The following is a 20583-nucleotide window of genomic DNA, read 5'->3' as shown; positions in this document are numbered from 1 at the left end:
CCATTCCACTAGCTTATACTTGGAAAGTGGAACTGGCATCCATTGGATGTTTTTCTTCTGTAATTTTTAGAAACAGTTCTTCTAATCGGTTGGATTTATTGCGCATGGAAAGCACCTGAATGCCTTGTTTTGTGAGTTGTTCAAACAAACCATTCAATCCTTGATTACGTTCAATCTCCACTTCAAGTGTTTGTTTATCTTCGAAGTTGGACGTATAACCAATAATTTCAGGTTCTTTGTCAAAAGGTGCTAAATCAAAGATAAATGTCTCAAACTGTAATTTTGACAGTAATGTTTTCATGCTCGTATTTTCAATCAGCTGCCCTGATTGAATAATGCCAATATTTCGGCAAAGCATCTCAGCTTCTTCTAAATAATGAGTTGTCAGAATGATCGTTGTGCCGTTTTCATTCAACTCTCTTAGAAAATCCCACATTTCCCGTCTTAGTTCAATATCAACTCCGGCTGTAGGTTCATCTAAAATAAGTAGACGAGGCTCATGCATCAAAGCACGTGCAATCATCAATCTACGCTTCATTCCGCCTGAAAGCATTCTGGCACGAACATTACGTTTTTCCCAGAGATCCGACTGTTTCAGATATTTCTCGCTGCGTTTCAAGGCTTCTTTTTTTGAAACACCATAGTAACCAGCTTGATTGACAACAATTTGCTCGACTGTTTCAAATGGGTTAAAGTTAAACTCTTGAGGAACCAGACCGATTTGTTGTTTAGCCATAACTAAATCAGTGTCCAAATCGTAACCAAAAACCTTTACTTTCCCAGAAGTTTTATTGACAAGGGAAGTGATGATCCCGATGGTTGTTGATTTACCCGCTCCATTTGGTCCTAAAAGAGCGTAAAAGTCACCTTCTTCTACGGCTAAGTCGATCCCTTTAAGAGCTTCAACCCCGCTGCCATAGACTTTTTTTAAATCCGTTATTTCAAGTGCATACGTCATTTAATCATGATCTCCTTTTGTTTCTTTATTGTTTTGGCAAAGACAATCTTCTCCACTATCAGAAAGCAATTGCACCATAGAACGCATAAATTCCTTTACAAAGTCTTCTTTTAAAGTGTAATGATGCCACTGACCTTGTTTGCTGACAGATACAATTCCGGCACTTTCTAAGACCTTCATATGATGAGAAAGTGTGGGTTGCGTAAAATCAAAATGCTTTAATACGTCACAAGCACACATGCTACTGTAAGAAAGTAAATCAATTATTTTCATACGTTTTGGATCAGCCATCGCTTTTAGTACCAATGAAATTTTTTCGTAATCCATCTCTATTCCTCCTGAACATAGATAACTGTCTATGTTCAATATAGAGGAACATGAATAGAATGTCAAGCAGTGCTGGTGCTGCGAAATAGGTAGGAAAAGAGAAATAAATCCGAATAATTCTCTTGCTAAAATAAAGTCCGATTCGGTAGAATTTACATTTAAATCGACGCCACTTCATCACACGTAGTAATACTGTTATAATAGAAAAGCAAACGAGTATGGTCAACGAAAAAAATGTATTTAGAGGAGAAAATAAAACAATATGAGAAATATCAGATTAACGATCGAGTATGATGGAACTAAATATCTTGGCTGGCAAAGACTTGGTGACTCGGATAAAACGATTCAAGGGAAAATCGAAAATATCCTAACACAAATGACACGTTCAAAAATTGAAATCATTGGTTCTGGTCGAACGGATGCTGGAACCCATGCCCGAGGACAGATTGCTAATTTCAAAACAGATAGCAAAATGGAACGACCAGAGATGATTGAATTTCTAAATCGTTATCTGCCAAAGGATATTGTTGTCAAAAAGCTTGAAGAAGTGCCTGAACGATTCCATGCTCGGTACAATGCTGAAGGGAAAAAATATAGTTATTATGTCTGGAACGATGCGATTCCGTCTGCGTTTGAACGTAATTATAGTTTTCACTATTCTGAAGAACTTGATGTTGAATTAATGAATGAAGCTTGCCGTAAATTAATTGGAACTCATGACTTTATTGGCTTTTCTTCTCTTAAAAAGACGAAAAAGTCTACGACTCGAACAATCAAAGAACTAGCAATCCAAAAAGAAGGGAAGCTGATTCATTTTACCTTTATTGGGGATGGCTTCTTGCATAAAATGGTTAGAATCCTGATGGGGACAATTTTAGAAATCGGTACTGGAACATTGAAGTTAGAGGTGATTGACGAGGTATTTAAAAGTAAAATCAGAAGTGAGGCTGGAATCACAGTACCTGCTCAAGGGCTATTTTTAGATGAGGTTTATTATTGAGCCTGATAGTGATAATTAGAAAGTGAGTTTCGCCAAACTGTTAAATAACCAGAGTTTGGGACAAAAGTTGGTTCACTTTTTGTTAAATACGTTAATCCTGAATAAATGGTGGGGGCAGAAGCAGCTTATTTCTCGGGTCTAAACGCTTCTGTCCCAACCTCTGGTTATTTAGATTTTATGGATTGATTGGTTTCGGAAGAATCAAGTTCAACAAACAACTGATACAAAGCCCCCAATAAATTCGAAGAATTTCGAAAAGCACAGGCTTCTATAACAAGAGGAGGAAATGTTTGTCCCAGCATTGTTTCTTCCTGTCTAACAATAGAATATTGCATCTGAATCATTTCAATCAGACTGTCTTGGGCACTGATGCCACCACCAATCACGATTTTTTCTAAATCTAATAAGACTTGCATATCGATCAGAAGAATGGCAATATCACGACAATAATGTTCAAATAAGGTGGTTAAAGCAAGCGATGAGTGTTCTGTTATTGCCAGAAAAACAGCGTCATGATCGTCTGTTGAAACATCTAGCAGTGCAGTAGCTTCTTTCATAAATTTTACGGCAGACCCATGAAAACCAAAGATTTGAGGTTGTTCAGGATTTGGTGATTGTCGAATCAGAAAGCTTAGTTCACCTGCTTGAAAATGTGGACCTTGGTGTAAATGATTATCTAAAATCAATCCACCGCCAATGCCAGTGCCTAAAACGACTGCTGCACCATTTTCAATTCCTTTTAGATTACCGATCCACCATTCCGCTAATGCCGCTGCCTTACCATCATTGATCACTGCAAAGGGTAAATCAGTAATACTGGCAATCCATTCTTTCATAGAAAAATCATAAAGAAATAGCAAGGCCCCTCCAGTATGGACATACCCTTTAGCTGAATCGATTCTACCCGGACAACTCATAGCGATTCCTTTTATTTGTTCTTTTTGAGCAGTTATTTCAGAAGTAATCACTTCTTTGAATAGCACCAAAGTTTTAGGAGTGGATCGTCTCCAAGTTTGAATAAAATTGCCAGCCCGATCGATCAGCCCAAATTTAATATAAGTTCCACCAACATCAATACTTAAATAATGCATCATTCAACCCTCCGAATTCCCAATAAATTACTTTTGTATCCATCTTAAAGAAAACGGATGAAAAAAGCAATTTCCTCATTATTACACTCTTTGGCAATGTCACTTTTTTGATTTAAATGAAAGACATGTCCTAGCTCTGAGCCATCTGAATTTGTATAAAGTTTGTAGGTTGTTTCAACGCCAACGGAGGTTAAATGATCAGCCAATGGTTTGGCAATTTCTTTTAGAAAATCATGGGTAGATGTTGCAACAAAAGCTGGTGGGAAATCAGCTGTGATGTAGCTTTCTACCGGAAACTGACTTTCAAGTGTAGGTGTCATTGTTTCACCAAAGTAAAACGGAAAATCTTGATTAACGGCAGCGTTTTGTCCAAGGAAATAGGCACCGCAATTCAAAGCAACTGCTTTAAATTGAACTGCTGCAATCTTAAATGAAAATTTTTGTGCATAAGTTGGATTACTTGTTAACGTTGCATATTGTTCTGCTAGTTGCCCGCCTGCGCTATCGCCAACTAAGAAAAGGTTATTTAGATCAATATAGTAGTTTTTTGCGTGTTCGATCAACCAATTCATTAAGGTGTTGGTATCTTCCAATGGCGCTGGATAGCGATGATCTGGCGCTAAACGATAATTAAAATTTACGACAGTAAAGCCTTGTGTGGCTAAATACATGGTGTAAAAACGATAAAGTTCTTTGTCTCCATAGAAGAAACCACCACCGTGGATATTGATGATTGTTGGTAAGCAATGATCCGTCCCTTTTGGATAGTAAATATCAAATGTATTTTCAATGCCATATGGACCGTAGGATAAATCCTTGAATGTTTCTAAAGTGTCAGGTTCAGTTAAACCAAAATCACGCTTTTGGTCGGTTTCTTGCATTTGGATCCGCATTGTTGGAATATCAATTGCTAGCATAGTTGTTGCCTCCTAATTAATTTTTTAGTAAAGATCGATTTTTTTCTTTTATCAATAAGCTAGTCCCCATCACTACAGCAAGCGCTAAAAAACCGCCGGATGCTACTAACATACTGAATGCAGGTGAAGAATTTCCAAATAAATTTCCTAAAGTATTTAATAATATTGGTGAGAAAAAAACACCGATGTTGGTTGCGATAATCAAACAAGTATAAGAAATATTAATGGCATTTTTGGGTGCTACTTTTGCAGTCCAAGTATAGATGAAAGGCACCGAGGCACCAAAACCAATCCCGATCAAGAGAACGCCAATAATCAAAATTGGCAAATTACTGGATTTACTGATAATAAAGAACCCAATCGCAGCTAGAAGTAATCCTAGCGGTAAAAGCGTTTGCTTCAGTAGCTTGTGGATTTTCCCATAAAATAGACCAATGGGAATACCAACGAGTGTGCTAAGACCAGCGATAATTGATACGCTGCTGGTACTGCCGATACCGCTAGAAACAATAAATTCCGGTAGTTTCACAACAGATGTCATAAAGAAGGCAAACAGGAAAAAAATTAGGACAGATAAACCAATCACAGCTAAATTAAAGGTGATTTTTTCTGGAGCTGCGGCTTTTGATGTAGTTGCTGCTTTCTTTTCATCGATCGTCACAAAAAAGCTAAATAATAGTAGTACTGGGATAATAATCAAATAAGCCCAAAATGTTTGGAGCCAGCCTAAAGTGACCAAGTAACTGATTAAAAAAGATAATGCGGCACTACCTAGCGAACCAGCTACAGATTGATAGCCCATCATCGTGGATAATTCGTCTCCTTGATAAAATTCAGCCAGTAAACTTACTGCTAAAGAATTGAATAACCCGATTCCAGCCCCAAACATAAAGCGAGAAGCAAGAATCATTGAATAGTTGTTAATGATTGCTGGTAAAATCCCGCTTACTAAAGCAATACATAAGCCGAGTATCACAGTATTTTTTTTCCAAAAAAAACGAATACAGAGTGGACTGATCAAGAGCGCTAAGATAATGCCAAAGTTTGGTACTGTTAACAGGGTCTCAATTGCTGACTTTGACTGATCAGGAAAATCTGTAAACATTAATGGTAAGGCAGCTGAAATAATGGGTGCTGACATTAACAGAACCGAAACTGAGAGCAGAGACAATTTAAAAAGCCAATGCTGTTTTTGTAACTTCATAGTCGATAACCTACCTTTCTTTTGTTACTTGTATTACAAATGCAAGCGTTTACTTACGAGGGTAGGAAACTGACTATTTTTTTTGATTTTTATGACTTACTTTCAAATTTTGCCGATAGTTCAAAGGGGTCATACCATAACTCTTTTTAAATTTACTGATCAACGATTTATGATTGGCAAAACCACAACTATCGGAAATGGCTTTGATAGAACGAGTTGTGTGGGCGATTTGTTGAAAAGCTGCTTGTAAACGAATCTCTGCTACATATTCCATCACTGACATGTCCATATACTTTTTGAATTTCCGAGAAAAATAGCTAGGTGCTAAATGATTTGCTTCTGCTAATTCACTGACAGTAAGAGGACTAGCAAAATACTGCTGAATATAGACTAAAACACTATCGATCCAAGCAAACTCCTCTGTTGTAGCAACCGAAAAATCATTTTTGATTTCACGAACACTAGAAAAAGCTTTCGTTAGATGATAAAGAATATCATAAACCAAACTCAAGATTTTTAAACTAGAAAATGCGTCAGGCTGTTCCATTACTTGAAATAAGTGGTAAAAGTATTGCTGCAATTCTTTATAGTGTTGTTGTTGTGATAACGTTCGTTGCTGTTCTGGCGGAATTTCATAAAAACGGTAGCTAAATTCAGGTATATATTCTGTCATAAAGGAATATGGAATCAAAATGGACAGAGCACTATTTTCTTCATCGTCTTTAGTGGAGCCAGAGATAGCATGAACCTCATTAGGATTGATCACCAAAATCGTTCCAGTTGTTGGGGCATAGTGTTGTCCATTGATAATAAACTCATCAATCTTTCCTTTTGCAGTGAAACTTAATTCAAAAGAACGGTGCCAATGCTTAGGGATAGTTGCGCTAGTATTTTTGTGAACGATCACTTTAAATGGCAGTTGGTCTTTAGTAACATCAACGATTTCATGCTGAAACATTTTTACCTCTCAATAAAAAGATTTTTAAATGTATAGTAGCATGAATTACTCAATTTAAATAGTAGGATGTGATGGTTATAAAGGATAATGAATAGTTCAATTGCGTGAAAAATTTTCGTTGATTGCTTATAATTAGAGTATGTAGTCATCTGATAAGATAATGTAATCTGTTATAATTTTACCATGTGTTATCTAGCTGCGTGGGCTAGTCTCTCGGAAAAAAGATAAAATCTGAGTGTGGCAAGGAACGCCGCAAACATAATTTCCTATTTTTCAGTCGAGACTGAATGAGCCCACTACGCTTTTGCTTTGAAACACAGTGAATAGAGTCTGTCTCTTATACACATCTAGATGTGTATAAGAGACAGGTATGGCTTCTACTTTCTATTATTAGGCGCAATAAGCGATTTTTTAACGCCTTATATTTTAGGTTTTTTTTACCCAGAAATAAACCAGCTGACCATGGTAATCAGTATTTTTGGTGATATAAATAGTCCTGTCAGGCAAGTTTTTTTAATTTGGTCTGTGGTATCGGGTCTATTGTTTGTTTTAGCATTACCAGCAATATATCATGCTTTTATTCGTACATCGCGAACGTTGGCAATCTTGCTAACGACTTCGATTGGGGTGTATGGTGTTGGCGATTGTATTTTTACGGGACTTTTTAGTATTAATACTGAACAAGCAACTTGGACTCTTTCTACGTGGATTCATAATATTGGTTCTGGGTTAGGTTATGCAGGATTTTTACTTTTTCCGTTCTTTTTATCTTTACTGTATCGCAAGCAAAAGAAAGTAATGTATAGTAAATTATATTTTAGTTTACTGGGAACTAGCCTTTTTTTCGCAGGTATTTATGGATTAGCCCGAATCCCAGCACTAGAACAATTGCCGCTTCTGAATCAAATTGGTTTTTGTCAGCGCATTAGTTTCTTTTTTAATTATTTACCGATTGTCATTTTTTCTATAGAACAAATTAAAAATAGTAAAGCTGTGGATAATTAAAATGAAGCGAGTGAAACAGAAGCGTTTAATCCCGATAAATAGAGGATGAAGCAAAAGTGTTTTTTTACTTTTGTTTTATCCTTTTCTTATTTTAATGAAGCCCTATAGATGAATTATTCTCTTTTTTAAGAAATAACATATAAAATGTATGAAGTTTTCTTTTGTGAAGGGATAAACTATTGCTTGTGGTAAAAAACATTAGGTGAAACGAAGTGGAACGTTGTCACCGTGTGTTATCTAGCTACGCGGGCTATCCTCTCGGCAAAAAGACAAAAATGGAATGAGGCAAAAAGCACCTCAGTCAATTTTTCCTATTTTCCAGTCGAAGCTGGACGATCCCACTACGCTTTTAATTTTAGGAGGTTTTAAAATGTTAACGAAAATGTCAAAGAGTAGAAGGGTTGCAATGATTATCGCTATTTTTGTGATTTTACTTGGGATTGGTACGTTTGGGGACTTAGCTATCTCAAATGCGGTGATGAGTCAAAATTAATACATTGCAACTTTTTTACAAAATTATGCCTGTTTTCCAGTAGGTGTTGTTATTATGATGAGCGGAGAAATTATCATTCATCACGCGATTCGATCGAGTCAGCCAAGGATCGCAAAATTATTGATTGTTATTGCTGGTGTAGGTCTAGCATTTTATGGAATATGGTATTATCTAAAATTTGCTATCCAATATACATTATCATCCATCCAAAACGTGGAGCACAATAGACCGATTCGACAAGGAAATAATGATGGGGGAGCCAATCCAACATTATCGACTGCTATCAATATCATCATTTGTTTTGTGGTTTTTGCAATAGCGACAGTGATCATCCAAAACTGGTTAAGACGTAAAACGGCTGAAGAGCTGGATCGTTTGATGCGCGTGGCGATCTTAGATATTGCCGTGGCATTTGTTTATTTAATGTGTGTAGAAGAAATCAAAATCTTGTGGGGACGATTTCGACCTTATGAGCTGAATGCTGCTCAAGATAATTTTACTCCGTGGTATAAAATGAACGGCCCGACAGGCCACAAATCATTTCCATCAGGACATTCTTGTGAAAGTATGTTTGCCTTATTCTTTCCTTTATATGCTAGTCCTAAAAATATAAAGTTACGAAAAAATTTATTGATTTTTGGGATTACTTGGGGAGCCATTACAGCAATCAGTAGAGTATTATTAGGTTGTCATTTCTTTAGTGATGCAACAATGGGTGCTTTTATTATTATTTTCTTGATTTTTGTTGGAACAAGATGTGCACAGCTTAATTTAGTAAAAGAATAAGTCGTTTTATCAAATGTCACTCGCTCCGAGAAATACGCTCTCTTTTTATTATCAACTCTGCTTGTCATAAAGCAAATAGTAATGGATAATACAAGTAGGGAAAAGTGTAGGTCCTAAAGGGAGTGTACAATGATGAAAAAGTTATTGATTGGGGTATGTTCATGTGTGATTATTGGTTTAATGGCGAGTTGCTCAAATAATAAGAGCGTGACTTCAACGACCAGTGATGAAGCAACAGTAACCTCAACAAGTGACAAAAAACAAAAGGAATATGATTCAGCAATGGCTAAAGGGAAAGAAGCGATTGTCGATAAAGATATGTCTAAAGCTGTTGCGGCTTTTCAATTAGCATTGGAGTACAGAAAAGACAGTGATGAAGCCAAGAAATTAGCAGAACAAGTTACGTTATATCAAAACGTTCTCTCATTGAAAGATAAGAAAGAATATTCTAAGGCACTAAAAGAATTATCTGTATTAGTTGAAGCTAAAGATGGCTCAAAGGCGCTGAAACAATACGGTAAAGAATTGACAGAAGATATAAACAAAGAAATCGTTGAAGAGCGTGAAGATAGCAAAAAAGAAACAACTGAACCATCTAAACCAACACCACCTTCAGCTCCGCCAACAGCGACAACAGATACAGTATGGAATCTTCAAAAAAGATCTGAGTTGCTTGCGTTTATGCAAAGTTGGGGCGATGTGATGGGGCAATCTTATATAGAGTATTCTCCTAGTTTTGAAGCAAACTGGTATGGTTATAGTTTCCCAAGTACATTAACTAGAAATAATATAGCTGTAGGAGGAAATCAAGTAATCCTTCAGTGGTCTGAAATGGGTACCGTTAGTGATATCTATAATGTTGTTGCTATCTATTCGGATATTGCTACAACGACTAAAATGGATAGACATTTATATCTTTTTACGATTCTAAACGGTCAGCCTGTAGTTTTGGTGACCATGCAAAATCAAGGGAATGCTGAAAATATGATTTACTTTGAACAGTCACAAAATGCCGACTTAAACAATGGCTTTGCTGAAATTGTTGGCAATTGATAAGGATAATTTGTTATTAAATCTGTCAAAAGAAAATTATATAAGTTCTGAGGTTGGGACAGGAGTGTTTATCCCCGAGAAATAAGAAGGAATTCACGAAAATTGCCAAGAATCACAGTGAGTTTACGAACTGATGATTGGTACCTACTCGGTGCTCTTCAAATTTTTGTGACCAGGTAGGTACTGTGCAACATCAACTCGTTCCTCATTGTGTTTTACAACAATTTCAGCTTATTTCCGAAGCCTTCAAATCTTAGTGCTTTAGCACTTAGAGTTTGATGTGATCGAAGCGGAGGCCTTTAACTCTAGCATGTTTCATGCGTAGAAGTTAATGAGATCGAAACGAAGTGTAGTGTAGTGGTTGCTTCTGCATCTACGGTTCTCGTTTCACTCCGATCCTCGAAGCATGGAGGACCGTTTGATCCCACCGTTTATTCGTATTTAGGGTGTGAAACAAAAGTGCTTTTGACTTTTGTCCCACACCCAGAACTTTTTTTTATTGTAAAAACAGTTAAGGTTGAAGTGTTTACTCAATCTTAACTGAATCTATACGAGGATAATACAAAAATGCAACAATTCTCTCTTACAATTTAGTATAGAGAGGAGGCTTATAAATGAACTTTGTAAAAGAAAAAAGAGAAATAGTTACACTTGTATGTTTAGGTCTTTTGTTACTAATTGGTGGGGTTTGGGATAAGCAAATCAGTCAAGGAATAATGTATCAGGGGTCATTGTTTGGAACATTTTTTCAAAATTACGGCTTGATTTTTCCAGGAATCATTATTTTTTTGTCGACTCAGATTTTTATTTATTACGCTAAACAAAGTAATTTGCCAAGTTTCGCTAAGGGAAGTATTTATTTTATTGCTATTATTGCTGGTTTCTATCAAATCTGGCAAATGATCAAAATCATGCTTTTTTATACCGTGACGTCATTGAATAATAAACAAAATAATCAGCCAATTGGAGCTGCTAATAATGACGGTTCTGCTACAATTAATTTTCCGCAATGGTTTTTCCCAGCACTTGTAATCCTATCTTTACTAGTCTTTATTATCGGTTGTGGACTATGCAGTTATTGGTTGAAAGAGAAAACGCATCAGGAAATGCGAGGACTGCTCATGGTAGGGTTAGGTGCAATTATTGTTGTTTATACTGCCAATACACTCGTAGATGTGATGAAAGGATTTTGGGGCAGATTCCGTCCTTATGAATTGCAAAGTAACTGGTCGGATTATACAAGTTGGTGGCAAATCAATGGAGCGAACGGTCATAAGTCGTTTCCTTCCGGACATTCAGAGCAAGCCTGGTTAGGGTTATATTTACCACTATTTGTTGAGCCTTTGAAGAAAAAGAAACGACAGAGAATCGTACTTTTAGCAAGTCTATTTGGTTGTTTGGTTGCATGGTCGAGAGTTCGGATTGGCGCACATTTTTTGAGCGATGTTGCGGTCGGTTCTATTATTGCAATAATGGTGATTTATGTGGTGAGTCGTCTTTTAAATCAACGCTTAGATGGAGAAATATTATCTTAATAAGGTCGTTGTTTAATAGTGAAATGGTGAGATTTCTTGGTACAGGGAATCTCACTATTTTTGTTTGCAGTAAAATAACGTAACGACGATGCAGATTGTATCCTTTGTATTTACTTATTTTGTTCTTTATTATATGATTAAACACGTTGTTTAAGTAGTATAACGCAATTTTACAAATTTTTATTATTCAGATTTTAGGAGGATATCAAGTGAAAGAAAGAATTATTTCTTATTTTGAGATTGAGCAATTAAATACAACTGTTAAACGTGAATTTTTAGCGGGATTTACAACATTTATTTCAATGGCGTATATTCTATTTGTAAACCCAACTGTTTTGGGTGCTTCTGGAATGGACGAGGGAGCTGTTTTTACTGCGACAGCACTAGCTAGTGCATTAGGCTGTATTTTGATGGGAATTTTTGCGAAATATCCGATCGCAACAGCGCCTGCATTGGGAATCAATGCCTTTTTTGCTTATTCTGTTTGTGTCGGTATGGGTGTTCCGTGGGAAACAGCGTTAGCTGGCGTGTTTGTTGCTTCATTGATTTTTATTTTGATCACGATATTCAAATTACGTGAGTTGATCATTGATGCAATACCAGCGGATTTAAAGTATGCTATTTCTGGAGGAATTGGCTTATTTATCGCCTTTTTAGGATTGAGTGAAGGTGGGATCATCGTAGCGAATGAATCAACATTGGTTGCTTTAGGGCCTTTAAATGTTGGAACAACATGGCTGACTATTTTTGGTCTAGCGATTACAGCTATTATGATGGTGCGTCGTGTTCCAGGTGGGATTTTTATTGGGATGACAGCTACAACTATTTTAGGTTTAGTAACTGGTTTGATTCAAGCACCAACTCAGATTATTTCAGCTGCGCCAAGTCTTAAGCCAACTTTTTTAGTTGCACTAAAACATGTAGGAGACATCAATTCAATCCAGTTATGGGTTGTTGTTTTGACCTTTCTATTAGTAACATTCTTTGATACGGCGGGAACATTGGTAGGATTAGCCAATCAAGCAGGTTTTATGAAAGACAATAAAATGCCGCGTGTTGGAAAAGCATTAGCAGCAGATTCCACTGCGATGTTGGCAGGTTCACTGTTGGGTACTTCTCCTGTTGGTGCATATGTAGAATCATCTGCAGGGATTGCCGTTGGCGGACGTTCCGGACTGACCGCAGTGACAACAGGTCTTTTCTTCATTGTTGGTCTGTTTTTCTCACCATTACTTTCAGTGGTAACGTCTCAAGTAACGGCGCCAGCGCTAATTGTTGTGGGCGTTTTAATGGCGCAATCACTTAGCCAAATAAAGTGGAAAGAAATGGAAATCGCCATTCCATCTTTCTTGATTTTGTTAGGTATGCCATTAACTTACAGTATTTCCGATGGAATCGCGCTTGGCTTTATCTTTTATCCAATCACAATGATTGCGGCTAAACGTGGGAAAGAAGTTTCGCCAATTATGTACGGCTTATTCTTTGTTTTTGTAGGATTTATGTGGATTTTAAATGTTAAGTAGTGAAGAGATTACTTTTTCACCTACCGTTTATCTGTATTTTGTCTGATCTCCTTTTTAATTTCTTAAAACTTTGACTTTTATGCTAAAAACAAGCAAACTATAACTAGTTGAAGAGAATAATCGACAAGGGATGATTAAATGGAAACACCACTTATGTCACAATGGCTGGATTATACAAAGAAACAGTCCATAGTTGAAAAAAAATTAGAAGAAATGTTGCAGAAAAATAGCCAACTTACTACGAGTGAGTATTATGCTTTATATCAACTTAGACAAAATGGTTGTCATATGCGGCTGAACGATTTAGGCAACTATTTGTGTTTGAGCCAAAGTGCGCTGTCGCGTTTAATCAAACGCTTGGAAGATAGAAAGTCATCCGTTATTGAAAGAAGAATCTGTTCAGATGATAAACGTGGTGTCTATGTTGATTTGACGGATGAAGGTGCGCAATTGTTGACCTCAGTCGAGCAAGAAGTGGATGCTATTTTAAAAGAATATTTTGTTTAAAAGACTAATAAGTTGCTTTTTAGTCTTTTATTCTTTATTATTTAATTAGTTGCATGCACATGCATATTAATGGAGGGGAAAATTATAATGAGTAATTTAGCTGAAGGTTTAACGTTTAAAAGAGGCCTACGTTTAAAAAATAGACTGGTTGTTGCACCCATGACGACAAAAATGTCATTTTTTGATGGTATTGTAACAAATGATGAAATTGACTACTATGCCTTACGAACAGGTGAAGTGGGTGCGTTTATCACTGCGGCCGCCAATGTTCATAAAGGTGGTAAAGGTTGGGATGGTGAGTTAGGAGTCTATGATGATCGCTTTATTCCAGGGTTATCCAAACTAGCAGCGGCTATTAAAAAGAATCATACAAAAGCAATTTTACAGCTCTTTCATGGTGGACGAATGACAGATTCTAAAGTTTTACAAGGTGCTCAACCAGTTGCTCCTAGTGCTATAGCTGCTGAGCGACCAGCTGCTGAAACGCCAAGAGCTTTAGTAGAAGAAGAGATAATCGAAATCTTAGAAAGCTTTAAACAAGCAACTGAACGTGCCATTAAAGCAGGATTCGATGGTGTAGAGCTTCATGGTGCCAATACGTATTTGATCCAACAGTTTTTCTCGCAGCATTCTAATCGCCGGACGGATGATTGGGGCGGTCCCTTAGAAAAAAGAGTTAAATTTATTGATGATTTAGTTGATGGTGTAACAGCTGTTGTCGATCAATCGGGCGTAAAAGATTTTATTGTTGGTTATCGTTTTTCACCTGAAGAATATGAAAATCCAGGTATTCGCTTAAGCGATACTTTATTTCTAGTTGATCGGTTGGCTGATAAACCGTTAGACTATCTCCATTTATCAATGAGTAATTATAGAAATCATTCTGTCAGTGATGAGTTTAAAGCAAAGCCGATCATAGAATATATAAATGAAACAATCAACGGGCGCTTACCACTGATCGGTGTTGGAGATATTAGAAATGGCCAAGATGTTAAAGAAGTATTAGCAACAGCAGACTTAGCTGCTATTGGGCGAGCAATTTTGATCGATCCTCATTGGGCACAGAAAGTGTTAGATGATCAAGATCATCTTATCAGGACAGAACTTTCTCACTATGATCGAGATGAATTACACATCAGTAATGGTGTTTGGGGCTTTTTAGAAGGAATGATGCCTGAACGCCTTAAATAAAGAGTAGAGCCAAAAAACTGAAAGATTAGAGCGGTTGGGACAGAAAGAGTTGCTTCTGCATCTACAGTTCTCGTTTCACTTCGATCCTCGAAGCATCGAGGACCATTTACTCCCACCGTTTATTTGTATTTAAGGTGTGAACCAAAAGTATTTTTTACTTTTGTTTCACACCTTTTGTCTAGCCGATCAGGTTTTTATTTTAATTTAGAAAATCAAAAATTAGTTGTTTATTCTCGAAATGTTTAGTACAATTTCAGTATAAAGAAAAATATTTTTTTGGTCTTAAAAATTATTAGGAGGTCGAGCGTAATGAGTAAAAAATATCTAAATTATGTAGGCGAAATCATTACAGATGTGGAATACCATGGATTAGGAGAGCCAGAGGGATTTTTGGAAGTTCATATGGATGTTGAATTACCTTTTCGCCTGTATTGTAGAATGGGCGAACAAGATTGGGCAGAAGTTGAAGAACCAGAGCGTTTAACACTGATCGATCAATTACAAGATAAAAAATCGAAGTATTCTAAAAGCGACTATCGTTTCTATACATTAGATTTTTATTTAGCAAGTTTAGGTGGATTATAACGATAGATGGAAATGAAAGCGTTTAATTACGTCTTCTTACAAATCACATAATAAAACAATAGAAAACTACTTGCGATAATGCCAAGTGGTTTTCTATTGTTCTTTACTTTGAAATACAAGAATAGGTAAAATAAAGCCAGAAGACAAAATAAAAAAGTGGAGGTGGCTCATAATGACAATCAAAATAGAAAAAGTATCCATGACCCATCCAGATTTATTGAATTTAATTCAGGAATTAAATGATTTTTTCAATGAAGAATGGGGGACAGAGGTCGCTCAAGGATATCAAAATCATCACAATATAGCTGAAATGGTATGCGCGGTGGTGGCTTATGATGATCAAGTTGCAGTTGGCTGCGGCTGTTGGAAACTGTTGGATGAACAGACACCAGAAATTAAACGAATGTATGTACAACAAACGAGCCGCGGTAACGGGGCAGCAAGTGAAATCATCCAAGCATTAGAGGCAGATATACTAGAAAAAGGCTATCAGCAAGCTGTTTTAGAAACGGGTAAAGATATGTCAGGTGCTATTCGATTCTATGAACGACACGGCTATCACATCATTCCAAATTATGGTGAGTTTATTGGTGACGAGTTATGTATTTGTATGAAGAAAACAATAAAAACAGCTAAGTAAGAAGATGAGCAGAAAAAAAGTGACTGGGCTATCACTCTAGGAGCTATAACCCAGTCACTTAAAATTCGAATAGACGGTGGAAATAGAGGCAGCACTTTCTTATTTATCAGGGCTTAACGCCTTTTTTACCCTCTTTTTAAATAGGCTAATTATATTGAATAGCCAATCTTGCTAGACGTTAGTAAGTTTAGTAAGGCAATGCACTAATGATAACGAAGGCTAAACAAACTAAGATCATAGAGACTGTAAACCACTTATATTGAGTTAATAAAGCAATATATTCGCGAATAAGAGCAGTAGGAAGAAAATATAGAGCAGTTGGGGCACCCACGCCTTCTGCTTTTAAATGAGCTTTTCTAACATATAAGGCTCCTCTTAAAACATGATAATTATTTGTTGAGAAGAGAATCGTCGGAATTTGGTCTTTATTATTCCAGTCTTCAAAAATAATTTCTTTTGAAAAAGTCATATTTTCAAAGGTTGTTGTTGATTGATCCTCCATTAAAATCTGAACATCTGGTATTTGCTGTGATAGCAAATACTTTTTCATGGCAAAGGCTTCCGAAACCGGTTCATCTGCTCCTTGGCCACTACTAACAACAATTTTAGCAGTTGAATTTTTATGATAATCCTCAATTGCTTTATCCAATCTACTTTTAAGCAGTGGGGGAACTTCCTCACTTCTGATACCAGAACCTAAGGCGATGATGTAATCAACTTTCTTTTTGATTGGAATCATTTGATACATCCATGAATAAAATAAATAACAAGTGAACAGAAAAGAAAAGAGCAAATCACATAATAATAAAAAAATTAAAATTGAAAAAAGCCAGACCGGAATATTACTTGATCCCATAGACAATAAATAGAAAAAAGCTGGTACGGCAATGAGTAGATTGATACCCAACAACGCGGAAAGTTTTGCAGTAACAATGCGACCTTCTTTGGTTTGCATTGTATGTGTATTAAAAATAAAAAAGGAACAGACACCTAAAAATAGCAGTGGAAACAATTCATAGACAATCATGGTAGCCAATGTCGAACTGCTTGCAGAAATTTCTCCTATCTTTAATAACCCCATGATTAACAAGGTAAATGTAAGGAACAAACCGCCAAAGGCAAAACTCATTCCCCCTAAAAAACTGCGCCGTTCTTTTAGTAAAATAAGTACTCCAATCACAATAAAAACACACGATATAATAACTAGTGGCATGAAATAGAACTCTCCTTCTCCAAATAAATAGGATGGAAAAAAATCATTCATTTTTTCCATCTTCTATAGAATTTTTTTCGAGAAATGTATACTCATTTTTTTACTAGTTACTTTTTGAAAGCCATTAAGTGTTGCTATTTTTTTAGCATCAGTTGTATTTAAAACAAGGGTGTTCGAATTTTTGACCCATTTACCATTTACAACGATGGACTTCTCAATATCTCCTTTTTGTGAATCGATTGCATCAGTTACTCTTTTTTCATCTTTATCTAACACAATGATTCCGTGAACAGGTTTATGTTTAACATGATTGTAGAGTAAAATCCCCACTACAGATAGAATAATTAGACCTAAAAAAGAAATTAAGATTTTTTTTAACATAAAAAGCTCCTTTGAATACTATTTAACGTTAGTATATAAAAAAACAAAATTTCTATCATCGATTAATGTGAATAAAAACGAACAATACTGAAAGACAAGCAGAATTTTTTGCCATTAAATAGTCTAAAGAATGTCTATAGCTTGCTTTTAAACACAATAAATCTATAATATTTATGAGGTATTAACTTAAGAATAGGGGGAACGGGTGTGGGAAAAAATACATTTAGTATAACGATACCTGAAAAAATAGTAGAAGAATTTCATTTAGAAAACGAAGATGAAGTGACGGTAAGTATCAAGGATCAAAAAATAGTGATTGAACCAAAAAAGAAAGCACCAGGGAATCAAACCCTTTCATTAAGATGGTTTTTGATTCCGACATTGGTGATCAGCCTTTTATTTTTAGGGTACTTATTTTATACTGACAAAACCCAAATTGCGTTAGTAGGGGCATATTCAATTGCGAACTTTGTGCTGTCATTTGGGGTGTTAAGTGGCGTATTTAGCTTCTTACTCTTTTTTATTAAAGGAAAAAGAGCTCAAGTCACAACAAAATCAAAGGATATTTACTGGCGGAATTTTCCTACGATCTTACTGTCATTTATTGTTATTTTAGTTTTTGCATTACTCGTTTTTTTCAAAGTGATTGGACTTGTTTTTATCGGTGCAACATTTGACCGTTATACAGCAACACTACTATTTTTTGTCTTTGTTGGTTTAGTCAATTATTTTATGATTTATTCAGCGTTGTCGATCACGCCGGCTAAACTGACAAATCTATTGATTTTCGTGATTATTGGTGGTGTTCTACTGGCGATGATTACAAATAAAGATTATCAATGGTGGCAATTTAATTTTAGTTTTTTAGGAACGATTGAAGCGAAAAGTAGTTGGCAATTTAATTTAACGCTGATGTTTTCTTCCTTACTGATGGTAGCTTTGATTGATGGATTATTTGTAGAGTTGCAAAAAGCGATTCCCCATAGTAAACAATTGACGATCTTAAGAGTTTTACTAACGTTAACAGCGCTAGATCTTGGGGCTGTCGGATTATTTCCTTATACTGAAACGGGTCCTTTTCAAGGCGTTCATAATCAAGTAGCTGGTTATTTAGTGTATTTGATCGTCATTTTGATTGTAGGGATCAAATGGCTATTACCAAATGTAACGAAAGAGTTTTTGTCGATTTCTTATATGATCGCAGCGACCTTAGTTGTGGTTGTTGTGCTATTTCAATGGACGAGTTATCTCTCATTGACAGCATTTGAGTTATTATCATTTATGTTGGCATTTAGCTGGATCGTTTTATTACTCCAAAATCTACAGAAAATGGCACAAAATATCAATAATACCTTTGAAGTGAAGGTGAAACTAGCTTCAGAAAAACAAGAAGAGCAAGAGTGAAAAAAGGGTCTGAGACAAAAGTAGTATTTACTTTTGTCTTGGACCTTAAGTGCGAATAAACGCTTCTGTCTCATCGGTATGTTGATCCAGGTAACGAGACATCAGTTCCATATGGTGCATTACAGTCGCTTTTCTCATCACACCCATACCAGGGAATTTTTCTTTTGAAACTGATTCAAGTAATAATTCAATCCCAAATGTTACGTTCTCACCATATAAGGTATTCCCCCAGTCACTCACCTCAGCCATGAGTTCAAAGAACTGATCTTTTTGACTCGGAGCGTCTTCGCTTGAAAGAAAATGATGGATGCGCAATTGCTTTTGTTTAAAATAGACGAGATGGAGGCTTAAGATTTTTGAAGGATAACTATGTTCATAATAAATGCGACTATCAATAGAAAAATCACTAAATCCAATAAAACCACTTTTTTGAAAGGTCAAATGAGTATCAGAAAAAAGTTCATCTGGACATTCTTGATAAAAACTTGTTTTAGGTAGTCTAGTAAAAACATCTTGTGAGAGAATTTTATCACCTTTGATTTTTTGCAGTAAACGAAATTCTTTTGGTAGCAGAACCTTGATTTGATTTGATTGCCAATCACTTTGAAGTGCTGGAGTTGAATTGTTGATCACAAATAATTGGGATTCTGTGTGTAAGGTTTCGATAGGCTGTTCTACGATCATCGCTTTATCTAAGGACAAAGAATTTAGATAGAGCAGTCCGTCTTCGGTCAAGAAATCACCTGCTTGAGGATTTTGAATAAGATAAAAAGGGTGATTTTCTTTTTGAAACAAGTGAATAAATTTTTTTAACGCGTTAGAGTTTTTGACCGGTTCAATGATTGGTAAGATCTTAGTAGATAAACGATGTTGCTCTACCAAGGTTGTCAAAGCCAATAAATCAAATTGCTTACCGCGGAAATAAGGATAATACATTATTTTCCCTCCAAAAGACGCTGTTCTAGCTCAAAATAAGCCTCACGAGTTGCATCCAATTCATTTTTTAACGCTTCGACTGCTTGATCACAAATATCATCAACGAAGCGATCATAGAAATTTATCCCTCCGCCGAATAAGTCATAATCTGGTTGTCTTTTTTTCAGCTCTTTATAGAGTTTATCTGTTGAGAATACTCGTAAACCTCGAGCAGTTTGTTTGGCTTTGCCAACTTCACGAGCTTGGGCTGTAATCAAGCGGAAAAGTAGTTCTTGTTCCTTGACCAAAAGTTCTTGCCGTTGCGGTTTTTTTTCGATCGTAAAATAGCCAGGTAGCATTTGATCTTCTGTTGAAAGGTATTGATGATAAACCATCACGCCGACATGCTTAGGGATATCTTCTTTAATTTTTGCAAAAAGAGCTTCTGGTAAGACAAAATAGTTATAGTTGCCAATAAATGAAAGTTTGGCCTTTGAGCGGAAATCGGCTGTGCTAACTTTTAACTCGTAACAACGCCATTCAAATTGTTTTTCTGCAGTCAAACGGCAACTGAGCATATCAACAATTCCTTGATCGTCCGGCATAGTTACTTCTTCTACCACGATATCTCCATTTTCCCGACAATAATAATAAAGAACCTCTTCCATTTGGGTGGTTAATGATGTTTTCATTGTTAACTCCTTTATTCTTTTCTTATACTATAAAACGTATGTTCGTAAAAATAAAGTGTTTTTTCTTTTCGACTCTTTAAAAAGCAGAAAATCAAATCAGTAATATGGAAAGTTTATCCCAATTTCAATTTTTGATTTTATAGAAAATATTTTTTTACTAATGATAACAGCACATATGTTTTTATTTTTTGTTAAAATATAAAAA

General features: G+C 36.0%; 22 protein-coding genes. 12 read left to right on the top strand and 10 right to left on the bottom strand.

Annotated elements, in window-relative coordinates; genetic code table 11:
- Positions 1-13: 13 nt before the first annotated feature.
- On the bottom strand, positions 14-958 hold the full coding sequence (locus A5819_RS04435) for an ABC transporter ATP-binding protein (RefSeq protein ID WP_086277077.1): 945 nt from the start codon (positions 956-958) through the stop codon (positions 14-16).
- A complete protein-coding gene (locus A5819_RS04430) occupies positions 959-1285 on the bottom strand; it encodes a helix-turn-helix transcriptional regulator (RefSeq protein ID WP_086277074.1) in 327 nt (108 codons plus the stop codon).
- A 262-nt stretch (positions 1286-1547) separates the two neighbouring features.
- Between A5819_RS04430 and truA the strand changes: the two genes are divergently transcribed.
- Positions 1548-2285, top strand: coding sequence for a tRNA pseudouridine(38-40) synthase TruA (gene truA / locus A5819_RS04425; protein WP_086277071.1), 738 nt, complete (start codon positions 1548-1550; stop codon positions 2283-2285).
- 164 nt (positions 2286-2449) lie between these two features.
- Here the strand turns inward: truA and A5819_RS04420 are convergent, their stop codons facing one another.
- From A5819_RS04420 to A5819_RS04405, 4 genes are all read right to left on the bottom strand, one after another.
- Positions 2450-3379, bottom strand: a complete 930-nt coding sequence (locus A5819_RS04420; RefSeq protein WP_254907219.1) for an ROK family protein — start codon at positions 3377-3379, stop codon at positions 2450-2452.
- Between the two features lie 41 nt (positions 3380-3420).
- Positions 3421-4293 (bottom strand): alpha/beta hydrolase, encoded by an 873-nt coding sequence (locus A5819_RS04415; protein WP_086277064.1) that lies wholly within the window; start codon positions 4291-4293, stop codon positions 3421-3423.
- A 16-nt stretch (positions 4294-4309) separates the two neighbouring features.
- A complete protein-coding gene (locus A5819_RS04410) occupies positions 4310-5497 on the bottom strand; it encodes an MFS transporter (RefSeq protein ID WP_086277061.1) in 1188 nt (395 codons plus the stop codon).
- Positions 5498-5570: 73 nt separating this feature from the next.
- On the bottom strand, positions 5571-6455 hold the full coding sequence (locus A5819_RS04405) for an AraC family transcriptional regulator (protein WP_086277057.1): 885 nt from the start codon (positions 6453-6455) through the stop codon (positions 5571-5573).
- A 351-nt stretch (positions 6456-6806) separates the two neighbouring features.
- Between A5819_RS04405 and A5819_RS04400 the strand changes: the two genes are divergently transcribed.
- The 10 genes from A5819_RS04400 (at position 6807) to A5819_RS04360 (ending at position 15773) form a co-directional block, all read left to right on the top strand.
- Positions 6807-7460, top strand: coding sequence for a DUF998 domain-containing protein (locus A5819_RS04400; protein WP_086353018.1), 654 nt, complete (start codon positions 6807-6809; stop codon positions 7458-7460).
- A gap of 370 nt (positions 7461-7830) precedes the next feature.
- Positions 7831-7953, top strand: coding sequence for a hypothetical protein (locus A5819_RS19695; RefSeq protein ID WP_254907218.1), 123 nt, complete (start codon positions 7831-7833; stop codon positions 7951-7953).
- A gap of 54 nt (positions 7954-8007) precedes the next feature.
- On the top strand, positions 8008-8739 hold the full coding sequence (locus tag A5819_RS04395) for a phosphatase PAP2 family protein (protein ID WP_254907217.1): 732 nt from the start codon (positions 8008-8010) through the stop codon (positions 8737-8739).
- A gap of 129 nt (positions 8740-8868) precedes the next feature.
- Positions 8869-9792 (top strand): DUF4767 domain-containing protein, encoded by a 924-nt coding sequence (locus A5819_RS04390; protein ID WP_086277053.1) that lies wholly within the window; start codon positions 8869-8871, stop codon positions 9790-9792.
- A 614-nt stretch (positions 9793-10406) separates the two neighbouring features.
- Positions 10407-11327: a phosphatase PAP2 family protein gene (locus tag A5819_RS04385; protein WP_086277050.1), complete on the top strand. Its 921-nt coding sequence runs from the start codon at positions 10407-10409 to the stop codon at positions 11325-11327.
- 209 nt (positions 11328-11536) lie between these two features.
- Positions 11537-12850 (top strand): NCS2 family permease, encoded by a 1314-nt coding sequence (locus tag A5819_RS04380; RefSeq protein WP_086277047.1) that lies wholly within the window; start codon positions 11537-11539, stop codon positions 12848-12850.
- A gap of 138 nt (positions 12851-12988) precedes the next feature.
- On the top strand, positions 12989-13357 hold the full coding sequence (locus A5819_RS04375) for a MarR family winged helix-turn-helix transcriptional regulator (RefSeq protein WP_086277044.1): 369 nt from the start codon (positions 12989-12991) through the stop codon (positions 13355-13357).
- A gap of 87 nt (positions 13358-13444) precedes the next feature.
- Positions 13445-14548 (top strand): NADH-dependent flavin oxidoreductase, encoded by a 1104-nt coding sequence (locus A5819_RS04370; protein ID WP_086277041.1) that lies wholly within the window; start codon positions 13445-13447, stop codon positions 14546-14548.
- A 309-nt stretch (positions 14549-14857) separates the two neighbouring features.
- Positions 14858-15133 carry a hypothetical protein gene (locus tag A5819_RS04365; RefSeq protein ID WP_086277038.1) on the top strand — a complete coding sequence of 92 codons (276 nt, stop codon included), beginning with the start codon at positions 14858-14860 and terminating at the stop codon, positions 15131-15133.
- 172 nt (positions 15134-15305) lie between these two features.
- Positions 15306-15773 carry a GNAT family N-acetyltransferase gene (locus A5819_RS04360; RefSeq protein WP_086277036.1) on the top strand — a complete coding sequence of 156 codons (468 nt, stop codon included), beginning with the start codon at positions 15306-15308 and terminating at the stop codon, positions 15771-15773.
- 187 nt (positions 15774-15960) lie between these two features.
- Here the strand turns inward: A5819_RS04360 and A5819_RS04355 are convergent, their stop codons facing one another.
- Both A5819_RS04355 and A5819_RS04350 read right to left on the bottom strand, forming a co-directional pair.
- Positions 15961-16986 (bottom strand): YdcF family protein, encoded by a 1026-nt coding sequence (locus tag A5819_RS04355; RefSeq protein ID WP_086279648.1) that lies wholly within the window; start codon positions 16984-16986, stop codon positions 15961-15963.
- A 63-nt stretch (positions 16987-17049) separates the two neighbouring features.
- A complete protein-coding gene (locus A5819_RS04350) occupies positions 17050-17367 on the bottom strand; it encodes a hypothetical protein (protein WP_176271357.1) in 318 nt (105 codons plus the stop codon).
- Positions 17368-17574: 207 nt separating this feature from the next.
- Between A5819_RS04350 and A5819_RS04345 the strand changes: the two genes are divergently transcribed.
- Positions 17575-18771, top strand: a complete 1197-nt coding sequence (locus A5819_RS04345) for a DUF998 domain-containing protein (RefSeq protein ID WP_086277033.1) — start codon at positions 17575-17577, stop codon at positions 18769-18771.
- Positions 18772-18816: 45 nt separating this feature from the next.
- On the opposite strand, the gene A5819_RS04340 is transcribed toward A5819_RS04345, so the two are convergent.
- Both A5819_RS04340 and A5819_RS04335 read right to left on the bottom strand, forming a co-directional pair.
- Positions 18817-19707 carry a sce7725 family protein gene (locus A5819_RS04340; protein ID WP_086277029.1) on the bottom strand — a complete coding sequence of 297 codons (891 nt, stop codon included), beginning with the start codon at positions 19705-19707 and terminating at the stop codon, positions 18817-18819.
- The gene (locus tag A5819_RS04335) at positions 19707-20378 is read right to left on the bottom strand and encodes a hypothetical protein (RefSeq protein WP_086277026.1); all 672 of its coding nucleotides are present in this window, start codon (positions 20376-20378) and stop codon (positions 19707-19709) included. The genes A5819_RS04340 and A5819_RS04335 overlap by 1 nt, the downstream gene beginning before the upstream one ends.
- Between the last annotated feature and the right edge of the window lie 205 nt (positions 20379-20583).

Origin of the sequence: Enterococcus sp. 7E2_DIV0204 (genome assembly GCF_002140855.1) — a bacterium.
GTDB lineage: Bacteria > Bacillota > Bacilli > Lactobacillales > Enterococcaceae > Enterococcus_L > Enterococcus_L lemimoniae.
Note: the sequence above shows the minus strand (reverse complement) of the source record. Positions and strands in the feature narration are given on the sequence as shown.